At 74.3% G+C, this 23,588-nt stretch carries 20 protein-coding genes and 3 pseudogenes; 16 read left to right on the top strand and 7 right to left on the bottom strand.

Annotated elements, in window-relative coordinates; translation table 11 throughout:
* Window positions 1-239 precede the first annotated feature (239 nt).
* Window positions 240-425: a KOW motif-containing protein gene (locus tag ACZ52J_RS27115; protein ID WP_465622426.1), complete on the top strand. Its 186-nt coding sequence runs from the start codon at window positions 240-242 to the stop codon at window positions 423-425.
* A gap of 128 nt (window positions 426-553) precedes the next feature.
* Here ACZ52J_RS27115 and ACZ52J_RS27110 read toward each other — a convergent pair whose 3' ends face one another.
* Window positions 554-1,213 carry a TetR-like C-terminal domain-containing protein gene (locus tag ACZ52J_RS27110; RefSeq protein ID WP_465622425.1) on the bottom strand — a complete coding sequence of 220 codons (660 nt, stop codon included), beginning with the start codon at window positions 1,211-1,213 and terminating at the stop codon, window positions 554-556.
* 112 nt (window positions 1,214-1,325) lie between these two features.
* Here ACZ52J_RS27110 and ACZ52J_RS27105 point away from each other — a divergent pair, with 112 nt between their 5' ends.
* Window positions 1,326-2,543: an alpha/beta hydrolase family protein gene (locus ACZ52J_RS27105; RefSeq protein ID WP_465622423.1), complete on the top strand. Its 1,218-nt coding sequence runs from the start codon at window positions 1,326-1,328 to the stop codon at window positions 2,541-2,543.
* 41 nt (window positions 2,544-2,584) lie between these two features.
* Here the strand turns inward: ACZ52J_RS27105 and ACZ52J_RS27100 are convergent, their stop codons facing one another.
* Window positions 2,585-2,896 (bottom strand): helix-turn-helix domain-containing protein, encoded by a 312-nt coding sequence (locus tag ACZ52J_RS27100; RefSeq protein WP_465622422.1) that lies wholly within the window; start codon window positions 2,894-2,896, stop codon window positions 2,585-2,587.
* A gap of 379 nt (window positions 2,897-3,275) precedes the next feature.
* Between ACZ52J_RS27100 and ACZ52J_RS27095 the strand changes: the two genes are divergently transcribed.
* A complete protein-coding gene (locus ACZ52J_RS27095) occupies window positions 3,276-4,337 on the top strand; it encodes a hypothetical protein (protein WP_465622421.1) in 1,062 nt (353 codons plus the stop codon).
* Window positions 4,338-4,618: 281 nt separating this feature from the next.
* Here ACZ52J_RS27095 and ACZ52J_RS27090 read toward each other — a convergent pair whose 3' ends face one another.
* Window positions 4,619-4,990, bottom strand: a complete 372-nt coding sequence (locus ACZ52J_RS27090) for a winged helix-turn-helix transcriptional regulator (protein WP_360508949.1) — start codon at window positions 4,988-4,990, stop codon at window positions 4,619-4,621.
* A 92-nt stretch (window positions 4,991-5,082) separates the two neighbouring features.
* Here ACZ52J_RS27090 and ACZ52J_RS27085 point away from each other — a divergent pair, with 92 nt between their 5' ends.
* Both ACZ52J_RS27085 and ACZ52J_RS27080 read left to right on the top strand, forming a co-directional pair.
* Window positions 5,083-5,922 (top strand): SDR family oxidoreductase, encoded by an 840-nt coding sequence (locus ACZ52J_RS27085; protein ID WP_465622419.1) that lies wholly within the window; start codon window positions 5,083-5,085, stop codon window positions 5,920-5,922.
* 299 nt (window positions 5,923-6,221) lie between these two features.
* Window positions 6,222-6,923 (top strand): hypothetical protein, encoded by a 702-nt coding sequence (locus ACZ52J_RS27080; protein WP_465622418.1) that lies wholly within the window; start codon window positions 6,222-6,224, stop codon window positions 6,921-6,923.
* A gap of 299 nt (window positions 6,924-7,222) precedes the next feature.
* Here the strand turns inward: ACZ52J_RS27080 and ACZ52J_RS27075 are convergent, their stop codons facing one another.
* Together ACZ52J_RS27075 and ACZ52J_RS27070 are read right to left on the bottom strand one after the other, a co-directional pair.
* The gene (locus ACZ52J_RS27075) at window positions 7,223-8,065 is read right to left on the bottom strand and encodes an alpha/beta fold hydrolase (RefSeq protein ID WP_465622416.1); all 843 of its coding nucleotides are present in this window, start codon (window positions 8,063-8,065) and stop codon (window positions 7,223-7,225) included.
* 4 nt (window positions 8,066-8,069) lie between these two features.
* Window positions 8,070-8,711, bottom strand: a complete 642-nt coding sequence (locus ACZ52J_RS27070) for a dihydrofolate reductase family protein (RefSeq protein ID WP_465622415.1) — start codon at window positions 8,709-8,711, stop codon at window positions 8,070-8,072.
* Between the two features lie 596 nt (window positions 8,712-9,307).
* Here ACZ52J_RS27070 and ACZ52J_RS27065 point away from each other — a divergent pair.
* The 8 genes and pseudogenes from ACZ52J_RS27065 to ACZ52J_RS27030 form a co-directional block, all read left to right on the top strand.
* A complete protein-coding gene (locus ACZ52J_RS27065) occupies window positions 9,308-10,615 on the top strand; it encodes a hypothetical protein (RefSeq protein ID WP_465622414.1) in 1,308 nt (435 codons plus the stop codon).
* 659 nt (window positions 10,616-11,274) lie between these two features.
* Complete coding sequence (locus tag ACZ52J_RS27060; RefSeq protein WP_465622412.1) at window positions 11,275-14,640, top strand: hypothetical protein; 3,366 nt, start codon at window positions 11,275-11,277, stop codon at window positions 14,638-14,640.
* A 24-nt stretch (window positions 14,641-14,664) separates the two neighbouring features.
* A pseudogene (locus ACZ52J_RS27055) lies at window positions 14,665-14,847 on the top strand (IS630 family transposase); the annotation flags it as partial.
* Window positions 14,848-15,287: 440 nt separating this feature from the next.
* Window positions 15,288-15,929 carry a DedA family protein gene (locus tag ACZ52J_RS27050; RefSeq protein ID WP_465622411.1) on the top strand — a complete coding sequence of 214 codons (642 nt, stop codon included), beginning with the start codon at window positions 15,288-15,290 and terminating at the stop codon, window positions 15,927-15,929.
* Window positions 15,930-16,127: 198 nt separating this feature from the next.
* Window positions 16,128-18,467 carry a CRISPR-associated endonuclease Cas3'' gene (locus tag ACZ52J_RS27045; RefSeq protein WP_465622409.1) on the top strand — a complete coding sequence of 780 codons (2,340 nt, stop codon included), beginning with the start codon at window positions 16,128-16,130 and terminating at the stop codon, window positions 18,465-18,467.
* Window positions 18,468-18,779: 312 nt separating this feature from the next.
* The gene (locus ACZ52J_RS27040) at window positions 18,780-19,571 is read left to right on the top strand and encodes a hypothetical protein (protein ID WP_465622408.1); all 792 of its coding nucleotides are present in this window, start codon (window positions 18,780-18,782) and stop codon (window positions 19,569-19,571) included.
* Between the two features lie 73 nt (window positions 19,572-19,644).
* The gene (locus tag ACZ52J_RS27035) at window positions 19,645-20,013 is read left to right on the top strand and encodes a winged helix-turn-helix domain-containing protein (RefSeq protein WP_465622407.1); all 369 of its coding nucleotides are present in this window, start codon (window positions 19,645-19,647) and stop codon (window positions 20,011-20,013) included.
* Between the two features lie 38 nt (window positions 20,014-20,051).
* Window positions 20,052-20,471, top strand: a pseudogene (locus ACZ52J_RS27030) (transposase); the annotation flags it as partial.
* 69 nt (window positions 20,472-20,540) lie between these two features.
* Here ACZ52J_RS27030 and ACZ52J_RS27025 read toward each other — a convergent pair.
* On the bottom strand, window positions 20,541-20,972 hold the full coding sequence (locus ACZ52J_RS27025; RefSeq protein ID WP_465622405.1) for a VOC family protein: 432 nt from the start codon (window positions 20,970-20,972) through the stop codon (window positions 20,541-20,543).
* Between the two features lie 248 nt (window positions 20,973-21,220).
* Here ACZ52J_RS27025 and ACZ52J_RS27020 point away from each other — a divergent pair.
* From ACZ52J_RS27020 to ACZ52J_RS27010, 3 genes and pseudogenes are all read left to right on the top strand, one after another.
* Window positions 21,221-21,385 (top strand): annotated as a pseudogene (locus tag ACZ52J_RS27020) (IS630 family transposase); the annotation flags it as partial.
* Between the two features lie 55 nt (window positions 21,386-21,440).
* The gene (locus tag ACZ52J_RS27015) at window positions 21,441-22,010 is read left to right on the top strand and encodes a maleylpyruvate isomerase N-terminal domain-containing protein (RefSeq protein ID WP_465622404.1); all 570 of its coding nucleotides are present in this window, start codon (window positions 21,441-21,443) and stop codon (window positions 22,008-22,010) included.
* Between the two features lie 425 nt (window positions 22,011-22,435).
* Window positions 22,436-22,867 carry an ester cyclase gene (locus ACZ52J_RS27010; RefSeq protein WP_465622402.1) on the top strand — a complete coding sequence of 144 codons (432 nt, stop codon included), beginning with the start codon at window positions 22,436-22,438 and terminating at the stop codon, window positions 22,865-22,867.
* 197 nt (window positions 22,868-23,064) lie between these two features.
* Here the strand turns inward: ACZ52J_RS27010 and ACZ52J_RS27005 are convergent, their stop codons facing one another.
* Entirely contained in the window at window positions 23,065-23,472 is a 408-nt protein-coding gene (locus ACZ52J_RS27005; protein ID WP_465622401.1) for a hypothetical protein, read from the bottom strand.
* Between the last annotated feature and the right edge of the window lie 116 nt (window positions 23,473-23,588).

The following is a 23,588-nucleotide window of genomic DNA, read 5'->3' as shown; positions in this document are numbered from 1 at the left end:
GACACCCGCACTGCGCATGACCTCGGGCCCGCCGCCGCCGGCTACTGCCCACCCCTGCCACGCCTCGTCGTCGCGCCGCCGCCCGGGGAACCCGTCGGAACTCCACTGGCCAGGGAGCCCGGTGCCTGCGGTCGGCTGATCGCGCGGCTCGGCTGGGGCCCTTCGGCATCGAGCAAGTCCCAGGGTAGGTTCACTCCCGCCGACGGTGGCCGGCGGTAACAACGGTGCGAGGGAGTGGAATGCCGCACGAGTCGGATGTTCAGGAAGGTGATGACGTGCGGGTTACCGGGGGCCCGTTTACGGACTTCACGGGTCCCGTGTTGGCCGTCGACCACGCTCGGGGCCGCGTTCAGTTGACGGTGGACATCCTCGGCGATGTGACCAGGATCGACATTCCCCTGTCGGATGTTGTGAGAGTCGTCTGAGCCTGTCGCTTCACCGCATTTCGAACGGTCGGCCTGCCGGTCACTCGTCCGGGTGTCCCGCGGCCGACCGACCGCGCGTTCGTCCGCTGCCCGCGCGCCCGTCCGCCGCCCGTCAGGCCGTCAGGCAGTCAGGCGGAGAAGGCGGCGATGAGCTTGTCGGTGAGGCGGTCGAGGTAGTCGGGGGCGGTCGGGGTGTGGGTGACGGCGAGGCGCCAGTAGAGCGGGCCGGCGAGGAGGTCGAGTGCGAGTTCGCGGTCCACGTCGGCGGGGAGTTCGCCGCGCTCGATCGCCCGTTCCAGGATCCGCGTGGCCTTGGTGCGGCGGGTGTCGCGGACGGTGGTGAAGAGCGCCTCGGCCAGCTCGGGGCTGCGTCCGCCCTCGGCGATCAGGTCGGGGATGATCCTTGCGGGAAGTCGCTGGTTCAGCGCGTCGGCGACGTCCGTGAGGAAGGCGAGGACGTCGCCGCGCAGGGTTCCGGTGTCGGTGGTCCCGGAGGCGTCGACGGCGACGGCGGAGACCAGGTCGACGGTCATGTCCAGCTTGGACGTCCAGCGGCGGTAGATGGCGGCCTTGCCCGCGCCGGCGCGCTTGGCGACGGCCTCCAGGGACAGCCGCGCGTAGCCGGCCGACGCCAGTTCCTCGAAGAAGGCGGCGGCGATCGCCTCGGTGACCGAGTCCTGGAGTACGGGTCCGCCGGGTAGCCGGCGCCCGGGGGCAGGGGCAGGGGCAGGGGCAAGGGCAGGGGCAGGCGTCGCGGAGGGCGGCTGTGGTGCGGGAGAGCTGGACATGTCCCGAATCTACACGAGACGGAACGGTTGCGTCTCGACTCGGTGCGGCCTATCGTCAATTCCGAAGCCGAGACGGAACCGTTCCGTCTCGATAAGCGGTCTGGGGTGCACCATGCGATTCCTGTACGAGGACGAGTCGTTCTCCTTCGAGGCCCTGCGTGCGGCCGGCTTCGCCAACGACGGCGGCGCCGACCTGGGCGAGGTCCTGACCACCCTGCGCAACGTCGCCGAGGGCGACGAGGAGGCCTGGCTGCGTGAGTGGACGAACACCGCGCGGCGCGTCCACGCCATCGGCACCCGCGCCCTGACGGCCGGCCACAAGGTCAGCGCCCGCGAAGCCCTGCTGCGCGCGTCGAACTACTACCGCACCGCCGAGTTCTACCGCCGCGACGACCCCGCCCACGACCCCGAGGTCAAGACCCTCTCCGCACTGTCCCGCGAGACCTTCGCGACCGCCGCGTCGCTGATGGACACTCCCGTCGAGGCCCTCCGCATCCCCTACGAGGACACCACCCTGCCCGGCTACCTCTTCCTCGTCGACGACTCCGGCGCCCCCCGCCCGACCGTCATCTTCACCAGCGGCTTCGACTCCACCCTGGAAGAGGCCTACTTCGTCATCGGCGCCGCCGCGCTGCGCCGCGGCTACAACGTGCTGGCCTACGACGGGCCCGGCCAGGGCGCGGCGCTGCGCGAGCAAGGGCTCGTCTTCCGTCCGGACTGGGAGGCCGTGGTCACCCCGGTGGTCGACCACGCGCTCACCAGGCCCGAGATCGCCCCCGACCGGCTCGCGCTGCTGGGCTACAGCCTCGGCGGCTACCTCACCGCCCGCGCCGCCGCCCACGAACACCGCCTGGCCGCCCTGGTCCTGGACGACGGGCTCTACGACTACCACGACGCCCACACCCGGCTCATGCCCCCGTTCCTGCGGGAATGGATCGAGGCCGGCCGCGACGACCTCGCCGACCCCGTCGCGAGCCTGCTCATGCAGGGCAGCACCCAGCTCCGCTGGGCCCTGCGCAACGGCGTGTGGGCGTTCGGCGCCGACTCCGTCGCGGACTACATCCGCCGCACCGCCGACTACACCCTCGACGGCGTCGCCCACCTCATCGACTGCCCGACCCTCATCCTGGACGCCGAGGACGACCAGTTCTTCCACGGCCAGCCCCAGCGCGTCCGGGCCGCACTGACCTGCCCCCACACGCTGGTCACCCTCCCCGAGGCCGAAGGCGCGGGCGAGCACTGCCACATGGGGGCGATGTCCCGCTTCCAGCAGGTCACCTTCGACTGGCTCGACACCACCCTGGCCCCGACCGTCAGGCCCGCCGCCTGACGACAGCAGGTGGGGCCAGGCGGCGCGGGTCATGGTGCGGGTCAGGCGCTGCGGGCCCGGAGGTGGGCGCGCTCGCCCTGGTGCCCGAAGAGGACGAGGAGTTCGACGCTCCGGTCGCCGTCCGGGCCGAGCCGGTGCGGTACGTGGGTGTCGAACTCGGCGGCCTCGCCCGCCGTGCGGACCACGCTCCGGTCACCCAGCAGCAGGCGCAGGCGGCCGGAGAGCACGTAGACCCACTCGAACCCCTCATGGGTCTCCAGCCGGGAGAGGGTGCTCTCGTCGATCCCGGTCAGCTCGGCGAGTTCCGCCGGCGTCATCCTGCGCCGGCGGCGCATCTCCGCGGGTTGCGTCATGCGTGGCGACCGCCATCAGAACAGCCGCCGGACAGCCGCGGCGCGCACAATCGGTCGTCACACAGGCGGCCACCCAACCGCGAGCGGCGCCGGTGAGCCGGTACCCCACAGCGGTGGCGGCGGACGGTTCGGGGCGCGGGGACGGGGGCCGAGCGGGCCGCTCCCTGCGGCCGGCACCCGGCCGCGGTGGGACCTCGGCCCTGGACGCGGCGGCGACGCGGCGTGCCGATACGATCCCCCTCGCCGCGCACGCAGGTGCGAGGGCGGGGGGCTGGAGGCGCGGCGCGCCCGCGCGGTGCCCTCGTCCGCGCCCGGTGCCCGCCGAGGACCGCTCGGATCCGGGCAGGCGGCCCAACCCCTCCCGCTAGGAAAGCAGTTCATGGTTTTCGTGCTCATCGCCGTGCTCGTGGTCGTCGCGGGCAAGGTCATCGTCTCGCGGGTCTCCCGGGAACGCCGCAGCCGCAGGGAGGCCGAGCTGCGGCAGGGGCTGGTCCCGCGCGAGCAGCTGGTGCTGCAGGGCGACGAGCCGTCCGCCGAGCTGGCGGCCGTGCTCGACGCGGCCCGGGCCGGTGACTGGCGCCCGGTAGCCGCGTACCTGGGCGAGGCCGAGGGCAGCGGTGACGCGTACCGGCGCTGGATGCGGATGGCGCCGCTGAGTGCGGCGGCGGCGCAGGACGACCACTGGCTGCGGCTGTGGCGCGAGGAGGAGCCGCGCAACGCGGCGGCCGCCCTGCTGCAGACCGATGCGCTGGTCCGGCTCGCCTGGGAGATCCGCACCGCCAAGTACGCCTCCGAGGTGACCCGGGAGCAGGCCGGCGGGTTCCTCCGGGTCCTGCGCGAGGCGGAGCAGGCCGCACGGGAGGCCGTCGCGCTGGCGCCGGCCGGGGACCCCAACCCCTGGGTGGCGCAGATCGCCATTGCCATGGGACTGGGCTGGTCGCACGAGGACTTCCGTGAGCTCTGGGCCGCGGTGGTGGCCCGTGATCCGCACCACCTGCGGGCGCACGAGGGCGCGCTGCAGTACTGGTGCGCCAAGTGGCACGGCAGCCACGAGCTGATGCACGCCTTCGTCGACGCCGCGCTCGCGGACGCGCCGCCCGGCGGCCTGCTGACCAACCTGAGGGTGCAGGCGCTGTTCGAACAGAACACCCGTGACAAGGCACCGGCGGCCGCCTACCGGACGCCGGAGTTCACCGCCGCCGTGGACGCCCTGCTCGCCGACCTGGCGCAGGCCGATCCGGCGCATCCGCAGCTCCAGGGCGCCCGGGGCTGGGCCGCCTGGTCACTGGTCATGAACGCCCGGGTGGCGCCGGCACTGGAGCTGTTCCGGGTGATGGGTCGCGAGGTGGCCGGCCCCTGGCTCTCCTACGACGACCCGCAGACGGCCTTCGACCGGATGCGCGAGATCGCCGTCCGGGCGATCGCCCGGGCGAAGGCCTGACACACGCCCCGGCGCGGTCCGGTGGCCGAAGCAGCGGCCTGGTACGTCGAGCGGGCCGCCGCGGGTGCCGGCCCGCCTTCGGAGCGCCGGTGGCAGGCCATCGACGTCCTGACCGCCCGGGGCCACGACACCACCGCGCCGCGAAGGGTGCACCGGTCACCACCGCGCTATCCGGCGACCACCGCGCTATCCGGCGACCGCTGCGCTATCCGGCGACCGCTGCGCTATCCGGCGACCGCTGCGCTATCCGGCGACCGCTGCGCTATCCGGCGACCACCGCGCTATCCCGCGCCGCGTGGCGACAGCCGCCGGGTGATCCGGTCGAAAAGCTCCGTCAGCGGCTCCCCGACGTCCCGTCCGAACTCGGTCAGCCCGTAGGTGACCTGAGGCGGCGTCGTCGGCTCGACCTTCCGCCAGACCAGGCCGTCCTGGACCAGCGCGCGCAGGGTCTGGGCGAGCATCTTCTCGCTGATGCCCTGGATGCTCTCGCGCAGCTCGAAGAACCGAAGGTCGTTGCTCCGCAAGGAGATCAGCACCCAGACGCCCCACCTGCTGGTGACGTGGTCGACCACATCCCGCGCGAGGCAGTCGGTGTGAAACACGTCATACCGCTTCCCCGCCTCGACCTGTCCGGGCTGCACGCCTTCTGCCATGTCATGAGCTTACGTCAAGGTACGTCCTTACCAGGAGTTAGCCCGGGCTCCTAGCGTGCAGGCCACGGAAGACATCCGACAAGGAGCTGATCATGATCGTGGTGACCGGGGCTACCGGAAACATCGGCCGGCCGTTGACGCAGGCCCTGGCCGAGGCGGGCCGGCCGGTGACGGCAGTGTCACGGCGCGCGGCGGCGGTGCCCAACGGCGTCCGCCACGTGGCAGCCGACCTGGCCGAGCCGGCCGGCCTCAAGCCCGCCCTGGCCGGGGCGGAGGCGCTGTTCCTGCTGCTGTCCGGCGACCTGCACGCCGCCGGAGCCGACCCCGCCGGCATCATCGGCGCGGCTGCGGCCGGCGGCGTCCGCCGGGTCGTCCTACTCTCCACACAGGGCGTGGCGACCAGGCCCTTCGGCCCGACACGGATCGCGATGCGCGCGCTGGAGGACACGCTGCGGCAGTCCGGCCTGGAGTGGGCCGTCCTGCGGCCGGGCGGCTTCGCCTCCAACGCCCTGTGGTGGGCCGAATCCGTGCGCGCGCACCAGGTCGTCGCCGCGCCCTTCGGCGACGTCGGCGTGCCGATCATCGACCCGGCGGACATCGCCGCCGTCGCGGCGGCCTGCCTGCTGGACGACCGGCACACCGGCGCCGTGTACGAGCTGACCGGCCCGGAGATGATCACCCCGCGTCGGCAGACGGAGGCCATCGCCGCCGCGCTGGGCTCGCCGGTGAGGTTCCACGAGCTCACCCGCGACGAGGCCAAGGCCGCCATGACCCGCAGCATGCCGGCGGAGCTCGCCGACGACACCCTGGACATCCTCGGCTCCCCGAACCCGGCCGAGCTGCGTGTCAGCCCGGACGTCCAGCGAGTCCTCGGCCGTGCCCCGCGCCCCTTCGCGCACTGGGCCGCCCGCAACGTGGCCGCGTTCCGCTGAGACCCCTCAGCGCCGCCGGAACCGCGTCCAGCTCAACCCGCCCTGCCCGGTGGTGAGTTCGATCACGGCCGGGTCGGCGCCGTCGCCGTCCGGGGGGCCGCGAGGTGGGCGGCGTCGCCGAACAGGGTCACCTCCGGTACCCGGTCCCACCGGTGCTCGGCCGGCAGGGCGTCGACGGTCGGCCGCCCCAGGGTGCGGACGGCGGTGGCCGAGGCCGCGCCGCTGTTCTCGGGACCCGCAGGACCGGGCGAGTGCGGCCGGACGCGGCGGACTGTCAGTCCCGGTCGGCAGGATGGGTGGTGACGCAGCAGCCCGTACCGAGGAGCACCGTGACCGCCGCCACCGAACCGACCCACCGCCCCGCCTTCCAGGCACTCTGGTGCGCCACCGACCTCGGTCCGCACCGCCCGTGCGGCGGTACGTACGAGTGGTACGACCCCGAGGCGCTGCCGCCGCTGGACCCGGCCCGCTTCGACGGCGGGTTCGGGTGGCTCGGCGGCACGGGCCCGGTGGTCCCGGAGATCGCCGGGCACCTCGACGCCGTTGCCGCCGAGCTGGCGGGCGCCGGGATGGTGCTGCCCGCGGACTTCACGGCTTTCCAGACCGGCGCCGACAGCCACCGGGCCCTGGACGCGGTGTCGGCCACGGCCTGCTGGACGGACGTCTCCTCGCCGATACCGAGCCCGGTGGAGCCAGGAGCCTTCCTGGTCCGCTTCCTGCGCGACCAGCAGGACTGCGTGCACTGGTACCTCTACCTCCGCCCCAGCGGGGAGGCCTTCGTGGTGGCCTCCCCGCTGGACCTCGCGGAAGCGCCCGGCCGGGACGAACCGGGCGTGCCGGTGGACTGGTTCGGGGCCATCGCCCGGTGCGCTTCCTCGTTCGAGGAGTTCGCGTACCGGTTCTGGGTGGAGAACCGCCTGTGGTGCGCGCTGCACGGGTACGGAGAGGAGAGCATGGACGACGAACTCGCCGGGTACCTCGCGCACTACGAGCGGGCCTGACACCCCTGCCCGGGGCGGGCAGCGGGCCGCCCCACGAGGGCGACACGTGGTGCTTCGCGCGAGCCGTCGACCCTCCCGCCGCTGCCGGAGTCGCCGACCGCCGCCCTCCTGCGCCAACTCGCGGTACCACGTGTTCGACGCACGCGGGTCGCGCTGGTCCTGGCGGTCGTTCGTCCTCGCCATGGCCTCGTCGTTCGGCGCCCTGCGAGTCGACGCCGCCGAGCAGGGCGCCGCCCTGCGGCCACTCGTGCTGTGCGCCACCGGCCCGAAGGCCGGACCCGCGCGGCACCCTGCGTCCCTTATCCGAGCGTGAGCATCGCCTCGGTGACCTCGCCGACCGCCGCATCGGGGATCGCGGTGGCGGCCTCCTCGAGGACGAGTAGCCGTGCCCCGGGGATCTCGCGCGCGATCGCCTCGCCGTTGCCGACGGGGAAGAACCGGTTGCGGCGGCCGTGGACGACGAGCGTGGGGATCCCGATCCCGGGCAGGCGTTCGCGCCAGCGGGGTTCGCAGTCGAGCCTGGAGAACACCAGGCCCATCTGGTTGGCCATCCGGACCGGGGGTGCGGTGCCGGGCGTGCGGTCCCAGATGCGCGCGGCGGTTGCGCGCGCGGTGGCGGGGTCGTCGCCGAGGATCCGTGCGCCGGCGGCGGCGAACTCCGCAACCGCCTCGCGGTCGTTCCAGTCGGGCATCGGGCGGGTGAACAGGCGGCTCATCGTCGCCTGGTCGTGGTCGGGGAGGTCGTCGTCGGGCGGGCCGGGGGCGACCGCGCGGGTGCCGACCAGGGTGAGCGCGGAGAACGCGCCCGGGTGGTCGAGCACGGCCACCTGGGCGACCATCCCGCTGACGCCGATCCCCGCGAGGTGCGCGGGCGCCCCGCCGAGCGCCCCGCCGAGCGCCGCGGCGTCGGTGGCGAGGTCGCGCAGGGTGTAGGCGGGTGCCTGCGGATCCGTCGTCGTCGACTCCCCGCTGTCGCGCAGGTCGTAGCGCACCACACGGCGGCCGCCGGCGGCGAGGCGCTCGCAGAGCGCGTCGGGCCAGGAGAGCATCGTCGGCCCGCCCGCGAGCAGGACGAGTGGCGCGTCGTCGTCACCGAACGACTCGATGCCCAAGGCGATCCCGTTGGCATGGACGGTGGTCATCGGATCACCGGGATTCGTCGTGCCCGAGGCCGCGGTCGGGCGCGCTCATGTCGCCCGTGGCGGGTGTGCCGTCGGCGAGCCCGTAGCGCAGGAAGACGGTGCCCTGCGGACCGGCCACCGGCGGTTCGAGGAGCGTGACGTTCGTGGGCACCGCGCCGCCGTCGAACACCTTCTTCCCGACGCCGAGCACGACCGGGTGCACCCAGAGGTCGAGGCGGTCGAAGAGCTTGTCGCGCAGGAGGGTCTGGACGAGGTCCAGGCTCCCGACGACCTTCACGTGTTCGTGCCGGTCGCGGAGCTCGCGCACCGCGGCGGGCAGGTCCGGGCCGAGCTGCGTGGACCCGGCCCACGGGAGCTCGGGCGTGCCCCGGGAGGCCACGTACTTCGGGACGCGGTTGAAGAGCTCGGCGATCTCGCCGTCCTTCTGATGCGGCCAGTAGGCGGCGAAGATGTCGTACGTGCGCCTGCCGAGCAGGAGGGCGTCCGTATCCTCGTACGCGGCGAGGATCTGAGCCCCGGTGACCTCGTTCAGCAGGGGCGCCTGCCAGCCGCCGAACGGGAACCCGACCGGGTCCTCGTCGGGGCCGCCGGGCGCCTGCCCGACGAGGTCGAGGGTCGCGAACAGCTCGATGTGGATGAGTCCCATGTCTGTACTCCGATGAGTCGGTCGTTCCGGGCCGTCCCGGTCAAGATGTAGACCGGTCGGCGCCCGAAAACTCATCGCCGCGCCGCCAACCGATTTCCGCCGCCGCCCGTCCGTCTCCACCTGCGGCCGCCGCTGCCGCTGCCGGTCCCCCCTCGCCGGCGGTCACACCCGCACGGAGCGTCCTGGCCGGATCGGCATCGACGCACCGGTTCGGCGGCCGCCGGACGGACAATCGGCTTGCGGCGGGCAGCGGCGTTCGGACATGATCCTCCCCATGCGTGACCTCGACAGGAAGGGCGGCCCCCGCCCGCGCAGGTGAGCCCCACCCGCCGCCGACGAACGGCGGCCGGCCCCGTGCCACCCCTCGCCGGACGCCCGCACCCGGCCCCGCCGCCACGGTCGGGCCGCCCCCTCGGTTCCGCTCCGCCACGTTCACCGCCACGGCCACCACCGCGACCGCGCGCGAGCGCGCACCCGCCGTCGGCGCACCCGCCGTCGACGCACCGGTGCCGCGCTCCCCGCCGCCCGCACACCCGCGGCCCACGCCGCCCGCCGCCTTCGTTCCCCGACGACAACGACCCCCCGGAGGAAACCCTGTGACGACGACCTCGCTGGACACCGCCTGGAGCCTCATGGAGTCCGGCGACCCGGGCGCCGCCATGCGCGAACTGCGCTCGGTCGCACGTGACCTGCCGGCCGCGCAGGTGGCCCCGCTGGTCGAGCGGCTGGCCGCCGACGGCGGCTTCGACGACCTCGTCGATGCCGCCCGCGCCCTGGCCGCCAAACCCACCCACCCCGACGCGCTCTACCGGTACGGCTACGCCTGCGTCGGGCGCGGCGCCTCCTTCCTCGCCGTCCCCGCACTCACCGAGGCCCTGCGCGCCGCCGAAGCCCCGCGGCGCGGCCTGCTCGCCAAGGTCCGCAGCCGCGCCGACCAGCGACTTCCGATCATCGCCGAACTCGCCACCGCCCTCGAGGACGAGGAGCACCACGCCGAGGCCGTCACCCTGCTGCGCGACCACGACGCGCTGCTCCGCGACTGGCCCGAGCGCTACCTGCTCGCCTACAACACCCTGATGGCCGGCGACGCCGCCGCGGCCCGCACCGCCTTCGACCGCCTGCCGGCCGAGGCCGGCCGGTGGCAGCCCGCCGCCGACCGGCTGCGCCGCTCCCTCGACCGCGCCGCGGCTGTCGCTGCCGCGCAGCCCGACGGCCCCGACCCGCTCCACCACCAGGCCCTGCGCGCCTGGCACTTCACCCTCACCGGCGGCCTGCTCGCCACCCTGTCCCCGTACGGGTGGGACGCGGGCATGACCGGCCGCTACGCCCTCCTACAGGACAGCTACGCGCTGTGCCGCGAAGGCCTGGAACGGCTGCGGTTGATCCTGGAGACGACCGGGACGCGCCCGCACTCGGTCTCCCTGCTGCCGGGCCGCGCGGACCGCGCGCTCGGCCTGGCCGCCGCGGGCCTGCTCGGTCTGCCCGCCCAGCCCTACCGGCCGGGCACGGCGAACACCGTGGTGGTGGCCTACGACCTGAGCGAGGCGGACGCCGACCTGGTCTCGCGCCTGAACGAGCGCGCACCGGGCGAGGTGCTGTACGAGCACGCGACCTGCTGGACCGAGCCGCCCGGCGTCGCAGCCGACGTCTGCGGCCTGCTCGGCCAGACGATCCTCGCGCCCTGGGAGCCGCTCGGCGGCGAGCCGGACGAGCGGACCGCCGAGGAACTGGCGGCCGACATCCGCTCCGCCGACCCGACCCCTGACCCCGGCGACGGTGAGACCCCGGCCGACCCGGACGAGGCACTGGCCGTCCTCGCCCGTGCGGTCGCCCCGCACTGGCTGACCGGTCCGCGCGACCGCTGCCGCTCCGCCGGCCCGGTGCGCAGCTCCCGCTTCGCCTGAGCCACGGGACGGAACATCACGCCGCCGGGCTGACACGCCGCTTCACGACGTCGATGCCGGACCCGCATCAGGCGGTCGGCGGAGGGCAGGTCCTCGTCCAGGGCGCCTGTCCCCCCTGGACCCCCTGCTCCTGCGTGGGAAGTCGGGCCCGCCGACTTCCCACGCGGCGCATCGCGCCTCCAACCCGGCCCGGAACGCCTCCAGCCGCTCGGCCGGCCCCTGCGGGTGGCCCAGCATCGGGAGGTGGTCGCCGGGCATCTCGTCCGGCCGGAAGCCGAGCCGCTCCTCGGCGTGGCGCCGCAGGAACGCGGGCGGGAGGAACCGGCCGGGCCGGTGGCCGGCAGCTACCTGGTCGGGTACCTCCGTCCCGGCCACCCAACGGCCACGGCGTCCCGAGCGGGCTCTCGGACCGTTCCTCCTGCTCAGCGCAGCTGCTCGGCCGGTCCGACGATGGTGCCCGCCGGGCCCGCTCGGTACCCGCGCTCCCCGGCGGCCATGGCCCCTACCTGCACCTGGGTGCGTGAGCCGGCCCGGGCCCCGCGCCACCGGGAGCCCGCCGGGCAACGGCCACCGGCGGCCACCGGCGGCCACCGGCGGCCACGGAAGGCCCGGCGAAAATCGGGTGCGGGGCCGATGCCCGGGCGGCAGAATCGGCGGCGATGCTTCAGATCACCGCCGATCGGCTGCTGGCCGATGTCGAGTCCCTGCCCCACGCCCTGCGCCTGCGCGAGATCGCCCGCGCCGCCCACCGCCTCGCGGAAGGGGGCCGACTTGCCGCCCTTCTCGACGAGTTGGCCACCGGTGGCCCGTACGAGCAGCGGGTCGCCGCGCTCGCTGCCCTGGCCGGTAAACAACTCCCGTACCTGTCGGGAAGGTTGACCGACCCCGATCCGGTGGTGCGCCGCTACGCCCACCGGGCGGTGCGTGAACTCCCGATGCCGGACGAGGTGGTGGAGCAGGCCATCCGCACCGCCCCGACCGCGGTCCGGGACGAGCTGATCCGCGCCGTCCTGAAGGCCGGCCGGACGGCGGTGGCCGAGCACCTGGTGCCCGTCGCCCGGCAGCGGTGGGGATGCGCCGAGGCGGGGCGGCTGCTGCCGGTCTGCTCACCGGCGTTCGTGGCCCGCGAACTGTCCGATCCGGCCCACGCCGTCACCTTCACCCGGTCGCTCGGCGAGCGTCACCCGGCAGCGGTGCTGGACGAGGCGGACCGTCGGCTCACCGAACTGCCCCGCGCGGAGCGGGCGTGGTTCTGGCGGCAGAACGCCGTCGGGCTGGGCGCCGCCGCCGGCCGGCTGCCCGGGAAGGCACTGGACCTGCTGGAGCGTCACCCCGCCGCCCAGTACCGGCCGACCTTTCCCGCGCCGTTGCGCGACAGGTTCGCGGCCCTGGCCGCTCACGACCCGGAGCGGACCGCCCGGATGCTGGTGGCCGCCGGTCGGCACCGGCACGATCCGGTGCTGCGTCCCGCGCTCGCCCGCCGGCTGGTGGCGGCTCCGCTGCCGCTCCTCACCGAACTGGCCCACCGCAGCGCCGCCGACCACGCGGCGCTGTCGCGCCGACTGCCGCCGGCCGCCCGGCCGGCCCTGCACGACGCGGTGGTGGCCGTGTCGAAGGTCCACCCCCGTGGGTACTCCGGAGAGGTGCTGGCCACCCTGCCCGCGCCGGAGCGGATCGCCCGGGCCCGGGCCCGGCTGGCCGAGGAGCCCGAGGCGCTGGACCTGCTCGTCCACCTCCCGGCCGCCGAGGCGCTGCCCCGGCTGCTGGCGGAGACCAGGACGGCGGAGTCCTGGGACCGGGGCTACGCCTGGGGCCAGGTGGTGGTGCACGCCGGACTGTCCGGTGCGGCGAGCGCGGTCCGGGAAGCCCTGGTCCTGCTCCAGCGCCTGCGCAACGAACAGGACCCGGTGCGGGCCGAAGCCCTGGCAGAGGTCGCCGCCGTACCGCCGAAGCTCTTCGAGGCCGACGCGGCCGCACTCCTGGCGCGCCTCACCGAGGACGCGCTGACCGCGCGCGACTGCTCGCCGTACACCCGGACCCAACTCACCCGGCTGGCCTGCTCCGTGCTGGCCGAGCACGCCGGCGGCACCGCCCGGGACCTGGTCGACTGGGCCGTCCGCACGATCGAAAGGGTCGTGCCGGTCGTGCCGGCCGCGCCGGCCGCGCCGACCTCGCCGACCGCTCCAGCGCCGGCCGCGCCGGCCTTCCCACGGGAGCGGCAGGCCGCGGTGGCGGCCGAGCTGCGGCCGGCGCTGGAGCGGTCGACCTCACTGCTGCTCGCGTTCGTCGACGGACTGCACCCTGCCTCCCGTCGGCTTCCCTCGGTAGTCGGTCTGTTGGAGCGCGTGCCGGCCGATGACCGGGAGTACGGACGGGCGGTGACCCACCTGCTCGCAGACCCCGCCACCCGCGGGCAACGGGTGGCCCGCCTGATCGAGGCCGAGCCCGCCGCCGCCGCGCTCCCGGCAGTGCGGACGGTGCTTACCAGGGACCGCACCGATCTGCTCGCACCGCTGCTCGCCCCCATGCTCGCCACCGGGAGCAGTACGCCGGGCGGGCCCGCCCCGGTGCCGCTCATGCCGGTGCCGCGCGACCTCGCCGCCGCCGACCGCTGGACGGACCGGCAGGTACGGTCCGCCGCCGCATGGGTGGCCCGGACGGTGGACGACACCACGGCGACGCCCGAGCAGCGGACCACCGCCCTGCGGGCCGCCGCGTACCTGCCCGGCCACGGCCGGGAACTGCTGCTCCGGTACGTCGACTCGACCGACGTGGTGCTCTCCGAGGCCGCCCTCGCCGCGCTGCCGTGGACGGCCCGGCCTGCCGAGGCGCTGCCCGTGCTGCTCGGGTTCGCCGGCGACGAGCGCGCCCGGGTCGCGGTGTACGCGGCCGGCCGCGCCGCCCGGTTCACCCCGGCGGACGAGCTCGGCCCGGCCCTGACCCGGATCGTGACCGACCCGACGACCAAGGTGACCAGCCGCAAGCAGGCCGTCCGGCTCGCGGCCGCCCACCTGCCACTGCCCGAGGCGACCGCGCTGCTGGAAGCGGCCTACCGGGCCCCGGAGCAGCACCAGGACGTGCGGCGGGTGGTGGTGGAGCAGGTGGCGGCCCGGCCCGCCGACCTCCCGCTCTGGGACGTGCTGACGGAGATCGCCGAGGGCGCCTCCGAGCTGCGGACGGTGCTCGCCGGGGACCTCCGCCCGTACGGACTGCCGGTGGACGACCGCCGCCGCTACGCGGAACTGGTCGGCCGGCTGGCCCTCGCCGAGGACACACTGGTCTCGGCCATGGGCGCGGGGAAGCTCGCGGTGTGGGGGCGGTACGCCCCGGAGGCGGTGGCCGCGATGGTCCCCGTGGTCACGGACCTGGCCGAACGGGAGCGGTGGCGGCCGGCCGCACGGGCGGTGGGCGCGATCGCCTGGTCGGACGCGCCGCACCCGTTCGGCGGCGTCGCCCCGGGGAGCCTGCTGGAGCAGACCCTGAGCCGCCTGATCGAGGCCGTCCGCGCCGGCGGGCCGGCGGACGACGAGGGCCGGGACGAGGCGGCCCGGCAGCGGATCGAGCAGTTCAGCAGCCGGCACTTCTACCGCGTGGAAGCGACGGCCGACGGCCGCGCGAGGGACCGCGCCGTGGCCGCCCTGCTGATGACCGAGCCGTCCCTGGTCGCGCAGGCCGCCCCCCGGCTGTGCCGCGCCATCGACCTGGACTCCGCGACCCTCGGCGACGACCTCATCGAGCTGGCAGCCGTGTTGACGGATCGCCCGCTCCTCGCCGGCACGGTGGCCGAGGAACTGCGTCCGGACGACCACCGGACACCGCCGGGGGAGCACACGGCGGCGGCCGTCCGTCGGTTGACGGAGGACGGCGGCCTGGCCGCCGGGCTGTTCGCGGCCAGACTGGTGGCCCTGTACGGCCCAGGCCGGCAGTGGTCGGCGCCGTGGCGGGCGGCCCTGCTCGCCCTGCGCCGGCATCCGCAGCCCGATGTCCGCGACCGCGCCTTGAGCACCTGGACCGCGCAGGAGTGATGGTCCGCCAGGCCCGCCACGTCCGACTGCGCCGCCAGGAAGGCCCGTGTCGAGCACCCTGATGCGATCGCCGACGGCGAGGTCATACCCGAAGACGGCGGGCCCGAAGTCGTCCTGCGCCCGGATGAGTTCGGCCCGCCCGACCTCCAGCCCCACCCGGGGCGGCAGTGGCCCGAACGCGGCGGCCCGGCGGCGCACCGACCCCCAAGGCCGGCGACTGCGTCGCCCGCTGGTGCGGTGATCGGGATGGTGGATTCGCCTCGACGGCGCACGATGCTGATGAATGCGCCGGGATGTGCAGCACCACCAGGCTGTCCCCGTCTCACACGCTTCCCGGCATCGAACTCGTCCCGCCGACCTGCGACGGGCCGGCTGCGGGGCAACCCGGGCGGGACGGGACGCCACCGCGCCGGGCCGCGCGCACGGCGTTCGGCCGGACCAGTCGCGGGCCGATGCCGCGAACGCCGCACCGGCGCCCGGGGCCCGGTCAGGAGAGCCGGGTCGACCAGGTCCGGCGCGGCCTGCGCGCCGGCCGGCCCTCCGCCCGTCCCGGAACGTGCCGTCCGCTGCCCGCCTGACGGGGCCGGCATGGGGACAAGCGTTACATTGGGGCAGAAAGGGGCCCGATTGCCGACGGGGTGTGGCCGATGCACTCGATCATCGACTGGTTGCGCGGCCTGTCCGGCCCGGTCGTGTACGCGGTCGTCGGCGGCATGGTCTTCACCGAGGACGCCCTGTTCTTCAGCTTCTTCATCCCCGGCGAGACCGCCGCCGTCCTCGGCGGCTTCCTCGCCCACCAGGGCAGGGCATCCCTGGGCTGGATGGTCCTGGTCGTGGTCTGCGCGGCGATCCTCGGCGACTCCGCCGGCTATGAGATCGGCCGGCACCTCGGTCCGGCGATCCTTCGCACCGGCCCGCTGCGACGCCATGCCAAGCAGGTCGGTACGGCTAAGGACCTGATCCGCCGGCGCGGGCCGGCCGCCGTCTTCGTCGGCCGTTTCATCGCCTTCTTCCGCCCGCTGGTGCCCTCGCTGGCCGGGATGTCCCGCATGCCGTACCGCCGGTTCCTGTTCTACAACGCCCTCGGCGGGCTCGCCTGGGGTGTCGGCTTCACCCTCCTCGGCTACTTCGCCGGAGCCGCCTACACCAGGGTGGAGGGCACCGTCGGCCGGGTCGCCGCCATCGCGATCGCCGTGATCATCGCCATCGCCCTGCTGGTCTGGCACCTGCGGCGGCACCGCTCCCGGAGGCATGAGCAGTCGGACGACAGCGACGGACAGGATCCCTGAACCGGGCGGCCCCGACCTGCCGCCCGCTTCTCCGCTCCGGCCGCCGACGTCTTCGGCCGGGTGCGGGCCGGCGGCGACCGGTGAGCGACCGGCCCGAACAGCCGGGCCAGGGCGGTCCCGCTTGCCCGGCCCGCTTGCCCGGCCCGTCGGCCGGTCCCCGTCCTACCCACCGGGCCCGCTGGGCCGTAGGTTGGGCCGATGACGGCCGAGTTCGAGACCTTCGCGCGCACCGCCACCGGATTCACCCCCCACCCCTACCAGTCGGCGCTGGCCGCCGAGGGCCTGCCCACGCTGCTCGAGGCGCCCACCGGGGCCGGCAAGACCGTTGCCGCCGTGCTGCCGTGGCTGTACCGGCGGCTGGTCGCCGCGCCGGGGGCCACGCCGCGTCGGCTGGTGTTCGTGCTGCCCCGGCACAGCCTCGCCGGCCAGGCCTTCGGCCGGATCGGGGAGTGGCTGGAGCGCCTGGGCCTCACGGGCGAGGTGGGGCTGCACCTGCTCGCGGGCGCCGCGGCGCAGGAGGGCGGCTGGCGGCGGCGCCCCGAGCGCAGCGCGATCCTGGTCGGCACCCACGACATGGTGCTCAGCCGGGCGTTGATGCGCGGCTACGCGGACGCGCGGACGATGGCGCCGGTCTCGTACGCGCTGCTGCACACCGACGCCCAGTGGGTGTTCGACGAGGCGCACCTGCTCGGGCCGGGCCTGTCCACCGGCAGGCAACTCCAGCTCCTGCGGGATGAGTTGGGAACGGCTGCGGCGACCGGGACGATGTGGATGTCGTCGGTGCGGGGGCCGGGCGGTCTCGGCGGGAGAACGGTGCGCGCGCCGGACACGACCGGGACGGTGCGGCGCATCGGCCGTCTCGACCTCCCGCCCGGGCGTTACGTCGCCGCCCTCGCCGAGGCCGTCACCGCCGCGCACGTGCCGGGCACCCGGACCGTCGTGGTGCTCAACTCCCCGGAACGGGCGCGGGCCGTGCATGCCGGCCTGGCCGCCCGGGGGAGCGAGGCACTGCTGCTGCACCCGCACTTCCGCGCCGCCGACCTCGCCCGTGTCCTGGCCGCCGCCGAGGGCGGGCACGGCCTCGTCCTCGTCGCCACCCCCGCCCTGGAGGCCGGGCTGGACATCTCCGGCCGCACCCTGGTCACCGAACTCGCGCCCTGGGCCTCGCTCGTGCAGCGCGCCGGACGCTGCAACCGCCACGGCGAGCACCCGGACGGCGGCGACCTGCTGTGGTGCACGCCCCCCGAGGGCGGCGACGCGGCCACCGCGCGCTGGCTGACCGCCCACGAGGGCCGGGCCGTCACCCCCGGCGAACTGCTGACGGCCCGCGTCGACACGCCGCCGGCACCGGCCGGGCCGGGGCGCGAGGACGTCCTGGCCCTCTTCGACTCACCCGCCGCCGACTCACCCGCCGCCGACTCACCCGCCGACGAGACCACCGCCGCCGTCGACGAAGACGCCGCCGACGCCACCGTCGGTGTGGACCACTGGATCTGCGACCCGGCGGAGGCCGCCTCGCTCCCGGCGCTGGTCGCCTGGCGCGCCTGGGAGTGTGCCGGGCAGGGCGAGGATGAGTCGGGTGAGGACGGACCGGGCGAGGACGGACCGGGCGAGGACGGGCCCGGCGAGGAGGAGCCGGATCCGGCCGGCGCCGAACTCTGCCCGGTGCCGCTCGGCGAGCTCCGGCGGCTGCCCGCCGGGCGGGCCTGGCTGCGCGACGCCCTGGACCGCCGGTGGCGCCCCGCGCGGCCAGAGGACCTGCGGCCCGGCGTCCGGCTGCTCCTGGGCGCCCGCACCGGCGGCTACCTCCCGGACCGGGGCTGGACCCCGGACAGTCCGGCCCCCGTCGCGTGCGAGGCCGTCGCCCCCGGGCGCCCGGCCTACGGCTGCACCGCCTGGGTCGGCCTCGACCAGCACCTCCAGGAGACCGCGCAGGAGGCGCAGGCGCTGCTCGCCGCGCTGCCCGCCCTGCCCACCGACCTGTGGGAGGCGGTCGTCGAGGCGGCCCGCTTCCACGACCTCGGCAAGTGCCACGACGCCTTCCAGGAGAAACTGCGGGCCGGCCGCACCGACCCGCCCGGCGGCCTGCTCGCCAAGTCCAGGAACGGCGTCGGCGCCGACCCCCTGCCGCCCTACCGCTCGCCGCGCCCCCACCTGCGGCACGAGCTCGTCAGCGCCCTCCTGCTCTGGCAGGGCGGCCACCACCCGCTCGTGACCTACCTCGTCGCCGCCCACCACGGCCACGTCCGGCTCACCGTGCGCCCGCGCGGCGACGAGGCCCCGCTGCTGCTCGGCGTCGCGGACGGGGACCGCACCCCGCCCATCCGGCTGTCCACCGGCGAGCACTTCCCCGCCCGGACCCTGCACACCGCCGCCTTCCCGACGGCCTGGACCGAACGTGCCCTGTCCCTGCGCGACACTCCCGGCCTCGGCCCGTTCCGCCTGGCCTTCCTCGAAACCCTGGTCCGCGTCGCCGACTGGCGTGCCAGCGCCCGCCACGACGGGCCCCTGGCCCCGACGACGGCCCCGGCAGGCTAGGAGGAACGGGCGGCGAAGCCGGCCGAGTCGCGGTCAGCTCCGCCGGCGCCCTGGCGTCCCTGGCGCCCTGGCCACCCTGGTCGCCGGGTGGGTCCGGGACGCCCTGGCGGCAAGGATCGGCCCGTCCCGACGACCCGCGCACGGGCCGAGCCACGCGAGGCGGTGCTCAGGGCTTACCCCCGTTGTCCACCACGCCGCCTTCTTGCCAAGGGGGTTCGCCCCCGCCCCCCTTCGTGCTCCCGCGAACTCTTGACCGCAATGTACTTTGCGTTGCAAAGTTGATGCACCGACAAAGCCATTCAGGGGGGATCAGTGGGAACACCGAACCAAGGCAGCCCGGCCGAGCTGCTGGCCGCCACCGACGGGTTACGGGCAGGGGCCCGGAGCCGACTGCGCGGGGCAGGGGTCCCGCTACTCGGCTTCGGCCTGCTCGCCCTGGCAGCCGTACCGATCGCCGGACAGGCCTTCAACTTCGGCGCCAACGGGCGGGACGTCACCTCGTACCCCGCCTTCGCCTACGCCCAGCTGACCGGCCTGTGCGTGCCGCACGCACCCGACGCCGCCTGCGAGCGGGGCGAGTTCGACGGGGCGGTGCTCCGCTTCCTGGCCTGGGGGATCTGGTACGTGCTGCTCCCGCTGGCCTGGTTCGCCCTGGCCCGCTGGTACCGGCGCCGCGGCGAGGCCCGCGGGATCGTGCCGCGCCGCGCCGTCTGGCTCACCACCACGGCCGTCGTCGGCGCCGTCGCCACCGCCGTCGTCATCGCCCTGGTCCTCGACACCGGCCGACACTTCGACCTCCAACTGCTGGCCAACCGCTACGCCTCGCCCTGGTACGTCCTGGGTGCCGGGCTGCTCGTCCTCGGCCTGGTCGAACGCAGCCCGCTGGTGGCCGGCGCCGGTCTCGCCCACGCGGTGCTGCTCACCGCCTACCTCTCGGCGCCCTGGGAGAGCGGCTGGCTGCCGTGGTCCGACCGGTCCGGCGGCTGGACCGACGGCCCCGCCGTGAAGGCCCTCCTGCTGGCGGCGATCCCCCTGGCCGCCGGTCTGGCGCGGTGGACCGCCGAGCGTCACCCGCCGACGGCATCCCGTACGGTCACCCCATGAGCGAGCGCAGTGAGCGGATCATCGGCAGGTGCCCGTGGGCGAACGCCCGCGCCGAGCAGGACGAGGCCGACGCATGAGCGCTGCCGACGGAGCCGACGGAGCTGACGGAGCCGGCGAGCAGCACCCGACCCTGGCCCTGGACGACACCGTCCACCAGCGGGTCCGGCTCGGGATCCTGACCATCGCCCGCGAGGCAGACCGGGTCGAGTTCGGCTTCCTCAAGGAACAACTCGGCGCCACCGACGGCAATCTGTCCCGCCACCTCAAGGTCCTCGAGGACTCCGGCCTGATCGCCGTCACCAAGGGCTACGCCGGCCGCCGCCCCCGCACCTGGCTCTCCCTCACCCCGCTCGGTGCCGAAGCGCTCGACCGTGAACTGCGCGCCCTCCGCGAACTCGTCCGCCGCCTCGACGCGGCGGCCGCGGGCGGACGACAGGAGTAGGGAGCAGGAAGTCGGCCCGGCCGACTTCCTGCTCCGGCCACAAGGTCGCCGAGCAGTCGAAGCACTATCGCTACTCGACGAGCCACCAGGCGGTCGTCGACGCCGAAACCCGCCTGGTTGTGGTGGTCGGCCGGCCCTGCCCGGCAACCGCAACGACTGCAGGGCATGGGAGGAATCCGGAGCCAAGGCCGCCGTCGGCCGGACAACCACGATCGCCGACGGCGGCTACCCCGGAACCGGCCTCGTCATCCCCGCACCGCCGACCCCGAGACGGCGAACTGACCGACTGGCAGGCCGAACACAACCACGACCACAAACGGGTTCGCGCCCGCGTCGAGCACGCCTTCGCCCGGATGAAGACCTGGAAGATCCTGCGCGACTGCCGCCTGAGAGGCGACGGTGTGCGCCACGCGATGCACGGCGTTGCCCGCCTACACAACCTCGCTCTCACGGAATGAGTCCCGCCGTATGCGGGACCTGAGAGCCCCCCGGGAGACTGCCCCCCACCTCGCAGTCTCGGAGGAGAATCAGGCGAGGCAGAACTCGTTGCCCTCGATGTCCTGCATCGTGATGCACGACTCGTTGACGCCATCGGCGCGCTGCGTCAGCACGTGTTTCGCGCCGAGCGCCATCAGCCGTGCGCATTCGGCCTCGAGTGTGGCCAGGCGCTCATCACCCACGAGCCCTGTGCCGACCCGCACATCAAGATGCACCCGGTTCTTGACGACCTTGCCCTCGGGAACTCGCTGGAAGAGCAGGCGCGGGGCCACACCCGAGGGATCGGTACACGCGAAGTAGATCTCGTCCTCGGGCGGCAGCGAGCGGTGATACTCCTCCCACGTGGCAAAGCCCTCCGGGACCGGCGGCACGACGTACCCCAGTACCTCGCACCAGAAGGCGGCGAGGCGCGCAGGTTCCGCGCAGTCGAAGGTCACTTGGAACTGTCTGATCGTTGACATCGGCGCACAATAACAGGGGCCCTGCTCATATCCCCAGGTCGGGAGGTCCGCAGTCATCGGGAGGAGGCACCTGCCACCCGCTGCCGTGTCGTGCGGTCGCAAGGGTGCACCGAGGTCAGCGTCTCCCCAAAGGGAACCTGGGATGCGATCCCGGCCAGCCACTCTCGTGCTGCCAAAGATCAGTTACGGGACAACCCTTGGTGCTGTGACCGATAAGGTTCACCGGGTTGGCGCTGGCGGAGCCTCAGCCGAACCACACGGTCCGGACCCGCGCGCTGCACGCCTACCTGCGGTGGCGCACCGTGAACGCCCGCCACTCCGACGTCCTCGCGGCCCAGCGCAAGGAGCGGGCCGGCATCCGCAGCGAGAAGGGCGTCCGATGGGGAGGGCACCCCAGAACCCAAGCAGCGTAACCGGGTTCGCACCCACATCTCAGTCGCACAGCACGAACCTCGCGAGGAGCTCCGCATGGACTATCAGGACGTCGACACGGCCGTGGCGGAGATGCTGAGGGTGCTCGATCCCCACACCGCCGAGGACTGGACGGTGCCGGCAGGGTCGCTGGAGTGGAGTTGCCGGGAGACAGCGGCGCACGTCGGGCACGACCTCCTGGCCTACGCAGGGCAAGTGGCATCGGGTGCCGCCGGCGCTTACCTCCCCTTCGACCTGAACGTCCGACGCACCGCCTCACCGACCGAGGTACTCCAGACGGTCAACGCCTGCGGCCGGCTCCTCAGCATCGCGTTGGCCACAGCCAGCCCCACCTTGCGGGCCTGGCACTGGGGTCCGTGCGACCCCGAGGGCTTCGCGGCAATGGGCGTGGCCGAAACCTTGCTCCACACCCACGACATCACGCAGGGACTGGCCGTGGACTGGCTGCCCCCGGCACTGCTGTGCGCGGCTGTGCTCGACCGTCTGTTCCCCGACGCCCCGCTCGGAGACCCTGTCGAGGTGCTTCTCTGGTGCACCGGCCGCCGGGAACTGGACGGCCTTCCCCGCCGGACATCGTGGACGTGGAAAGCGGCACTATCCGACTGAGAGCACTCAACGGGTGAACGTTCTCGGTCAGAGCAGTAGCGAGGGGTTATGGAGGCCCCACCATCGCATCAGGCCCCCCTGGACAGGAGAGGGGCGCCCAGCTGGCGAAGCATGTGCAGATCGTCGCGGATGGCCCAGCGCTCGGCGATGCGTCCGTCGATGAGGCGGTAGACGAAGGCCACGTCTGTCGCGTAGTCACCGCTGGGCGTGGGGAAGCCGAGGAAGGGAACTGACCGCTGACAAGGGCTCCCCCTGGGACGACGTTCCCACGGCTGAGCAGTCCCCTCCACCGCTGCGGACCGCCTCGGTCAGCGGCCCGGTCACCGGGCCGGGTGAGTGTCGGTGGGGGGCTGACCGGATGATGCCCCGCGCAGTCCGGCGCGCCGGACCGCGCGGGATGCCCGGCGGGAGTCAGGCTTGCCGACATGACCGCGGAAGACAACAAGCGCCTGGTCCGACGCTTCTACGAGGAGATCGACGCGGGCAACCTCGACGCCATGGACGAGCTCGTCGCCGAGGACTACATCGACCACCATCCGCCGCCCTTTCCGGTCGCCCCCGGCCGCCAGGGACTCAAGGACGCGTTCCGGGTCTTCTGGGACGCCACCCCGGGCGCGCACCTCATCGAGGACCAGATCGCCGAGGGCGACAAGGTGGTGACCCGGCTTACCGCCACCGGCACCCACCGTGGCGACCTGCCCGGTGCCCCCGCTACCGGGAACCCGATGCGGATGACGGCGGTGGTCATCCACCGGATCGAGAACGGAAAACTGGCCGAGAAGTGGTCCGGCAAGGACGAACTCGGCCTGCTCCAGCAGATCGGCATCCTCCCGCCCCTCGGCGGCCCGACCCAATGACCGAGCCGGGTTGTCCTTAGGGGCCTGTGGCTGCCCGACACACCGCGCGCACCCCGGCCGCGGCCCCGGGCCCGGGTGGGAAACTGTGGGCCTGAGGAGAGGACGACCCGAACCCGCCACGGTTATCGGCTGCCGGTGAGCGAGCCCTGAGCAGCCCGAGCGGCCGGGAACGGCCATCGCGCCGGCCCCGAGCCCGCTCAGCGCCAGTCGTCCAGGAGGTACGAGCCAGGGTGGCTGTAGCCGGGCTGGTTGGGCCGGTGCATGGCGACCCCCTGCCGCCAGGTCCGGAAGCCGCGCTCCACCAGTCGGCCGTAGGCCTCCGGGCGGCCGAGGTTGACGCCGGTGTCGAGGCCGGCTGCTCCGCGGTCAAGAGCCAACTGCTCGCAAGCGTCCAGCAGTCGGTCGAACCGCGCGGCGCCCCCCGTCCCCGGCCGGACAGCACCGAACTTGACGAAGCAGACGTCGGGGCGGGCCTCCGAACCGGCGCCGCAGTGGCAGACGGCGAAGCCGTCGAGGCCACCGTCGCCGGGCAGCAGCACTGTGTCGCCCAGCTGGTTGGCGTGCAGTGCGGCGATCTCGTGCGTCAGATCGAGCCCCTCGTACACGGCCTCAGCAAGGTCGCGGCACTAGTACTCCAGTGCGACTTCGTGATCTATCCGGTTGAGGGGCTGGCGAGTCGCCGCCGGTAGTGGCTTCGGCGGGCTACGGCCTGATGGTGTCT

Source organism: Kitasatospora sp. NPDC034035, assembly GCF_055575755.1.
Note: the sequence above shows the minus strand (reverse complement) of the source record. Positions and strands in the feature narration are given on the sequence as shown.

Excerpts from the sequence above, each read along its gene's own strand:
- ACZ52J_RS27115 (WP_465622426.1), top strand. The coding sequence starts at position 240 with ATGCCGCACGAGTCGGATGTTCAGGAAGGTGATGACGTGCGGGTTACC.
- ACZ52J_RS27110 (WP_465622425.1), bottom strand. The coding sequence starts at position 1,213 with ATGTCCAGCTCTCCCGCACCACAGCCGCCCTCCGCGACGCCTGCCCCT.
- ACZ52J_RS27105 (WP_465622423.1), top strand. The coding sequence starts at position 1,326 with ATGCGATTCCTGTACGAGGACGAGTCGTTCTCCTTCGAGGCCCTGCGT.
- ACZ52J_RS27100 (WP_465622422.1), bottom strand. The coding sequence starts at position 2,896 with ATGACGCAACCCGCGGAGATGCGCCGCCGGCGCAGGATGACGCCGGCG.
- ACZ52J_RS27095 (WP_465622421.1), top strand. The coding sequence starts at position 3,276 with ATGGTTTTCGTGCTCATCGCCGTGCTCGTGGTCGTCGCGGGCAAGGTC.
- ACZ52J_RS27090 (WP_360508949.1), bottom strand. The coding sequence starts at position 4,990 with ATGGCAGAAGGCGTGCAGCCCGGACAGGTCGAGGCGGGGAAGCGGTAT.
- ACZ52J_RS27085 (WP_465622419.1), top strand. The coding sequence starts at position 5,083 with ATGATCGTGGTGACCGGGGCTACCGGAAACATCGGCCGGCCGTTGACG.
- ACZ52J_RS27075 (WP_465622416.1), bottom strand. The coding sequence starts at position 8,065 with ATGACCACCGTCCATGCCAACGGGATCGCCTTGGGCATCGAGTCGTTC.
- ACZ52J_RS27070 (WP_465622415.1), bottom strand. The coding sequence starts at position 8,711 with ATGGGACTCATCCACATCGAGCTGTTCGCGACCCTCGACCTCGTCGGG.
- ACZ52J_RS27060 (WP_465622412.1), top strand. The coding sequence starts at position 11,275 with ATGCTTCAGATCACCGCCGATCGGCTGCTGGCCGATGTCGAGTCCCTG.
- ACZ52J_RS27050 (WP_465622411.1), top strand. The coding sequence starts at position 15,288 with ATGCACTCGATCATCGACTGGTTGCGCGGCCTGTCCGGCCCGGTCGTG.
- ACZ52J_RS27045 (WP_465622409.1), top strand. The coding sequence starts at position 16,128 with ATGACGGCCGAGTTCGAGACCTTCGCGCGCACCGCCACCGGATTCACC.
- ACZ52J_RS27035 (WP_465622407.1), top strand. The coding sequence starts at position 19,645 with ATGAGCGCTGCCGACGGAGCCGACGGAGCTGACGGAGCCGGCGAGCAG.
- ACZ52J_RS27025 (WP_465622405.1), bottom strand. The coding sequence starts at position 20,972 with ATGTCAACGATCAGACAGTTCCAAGTGACCTTCGACTGCGCGGAACCT.
- ACZ52J_RS27015 (WP_465622404.1), top strand. The coding sequence starts at position 21,441 with ATGGACTATCAGGACGTCGACACGGCCGTGGCGGAGATGCTGAGGGTG.
- ACZ52J_RS27010 (WP_465622402.1), top strand. The coding sequence starts at position 22,436 with ATGACCGCGGAAGACAACAAGCGCCTGGTCCGACGCTTCTACGAGGAG.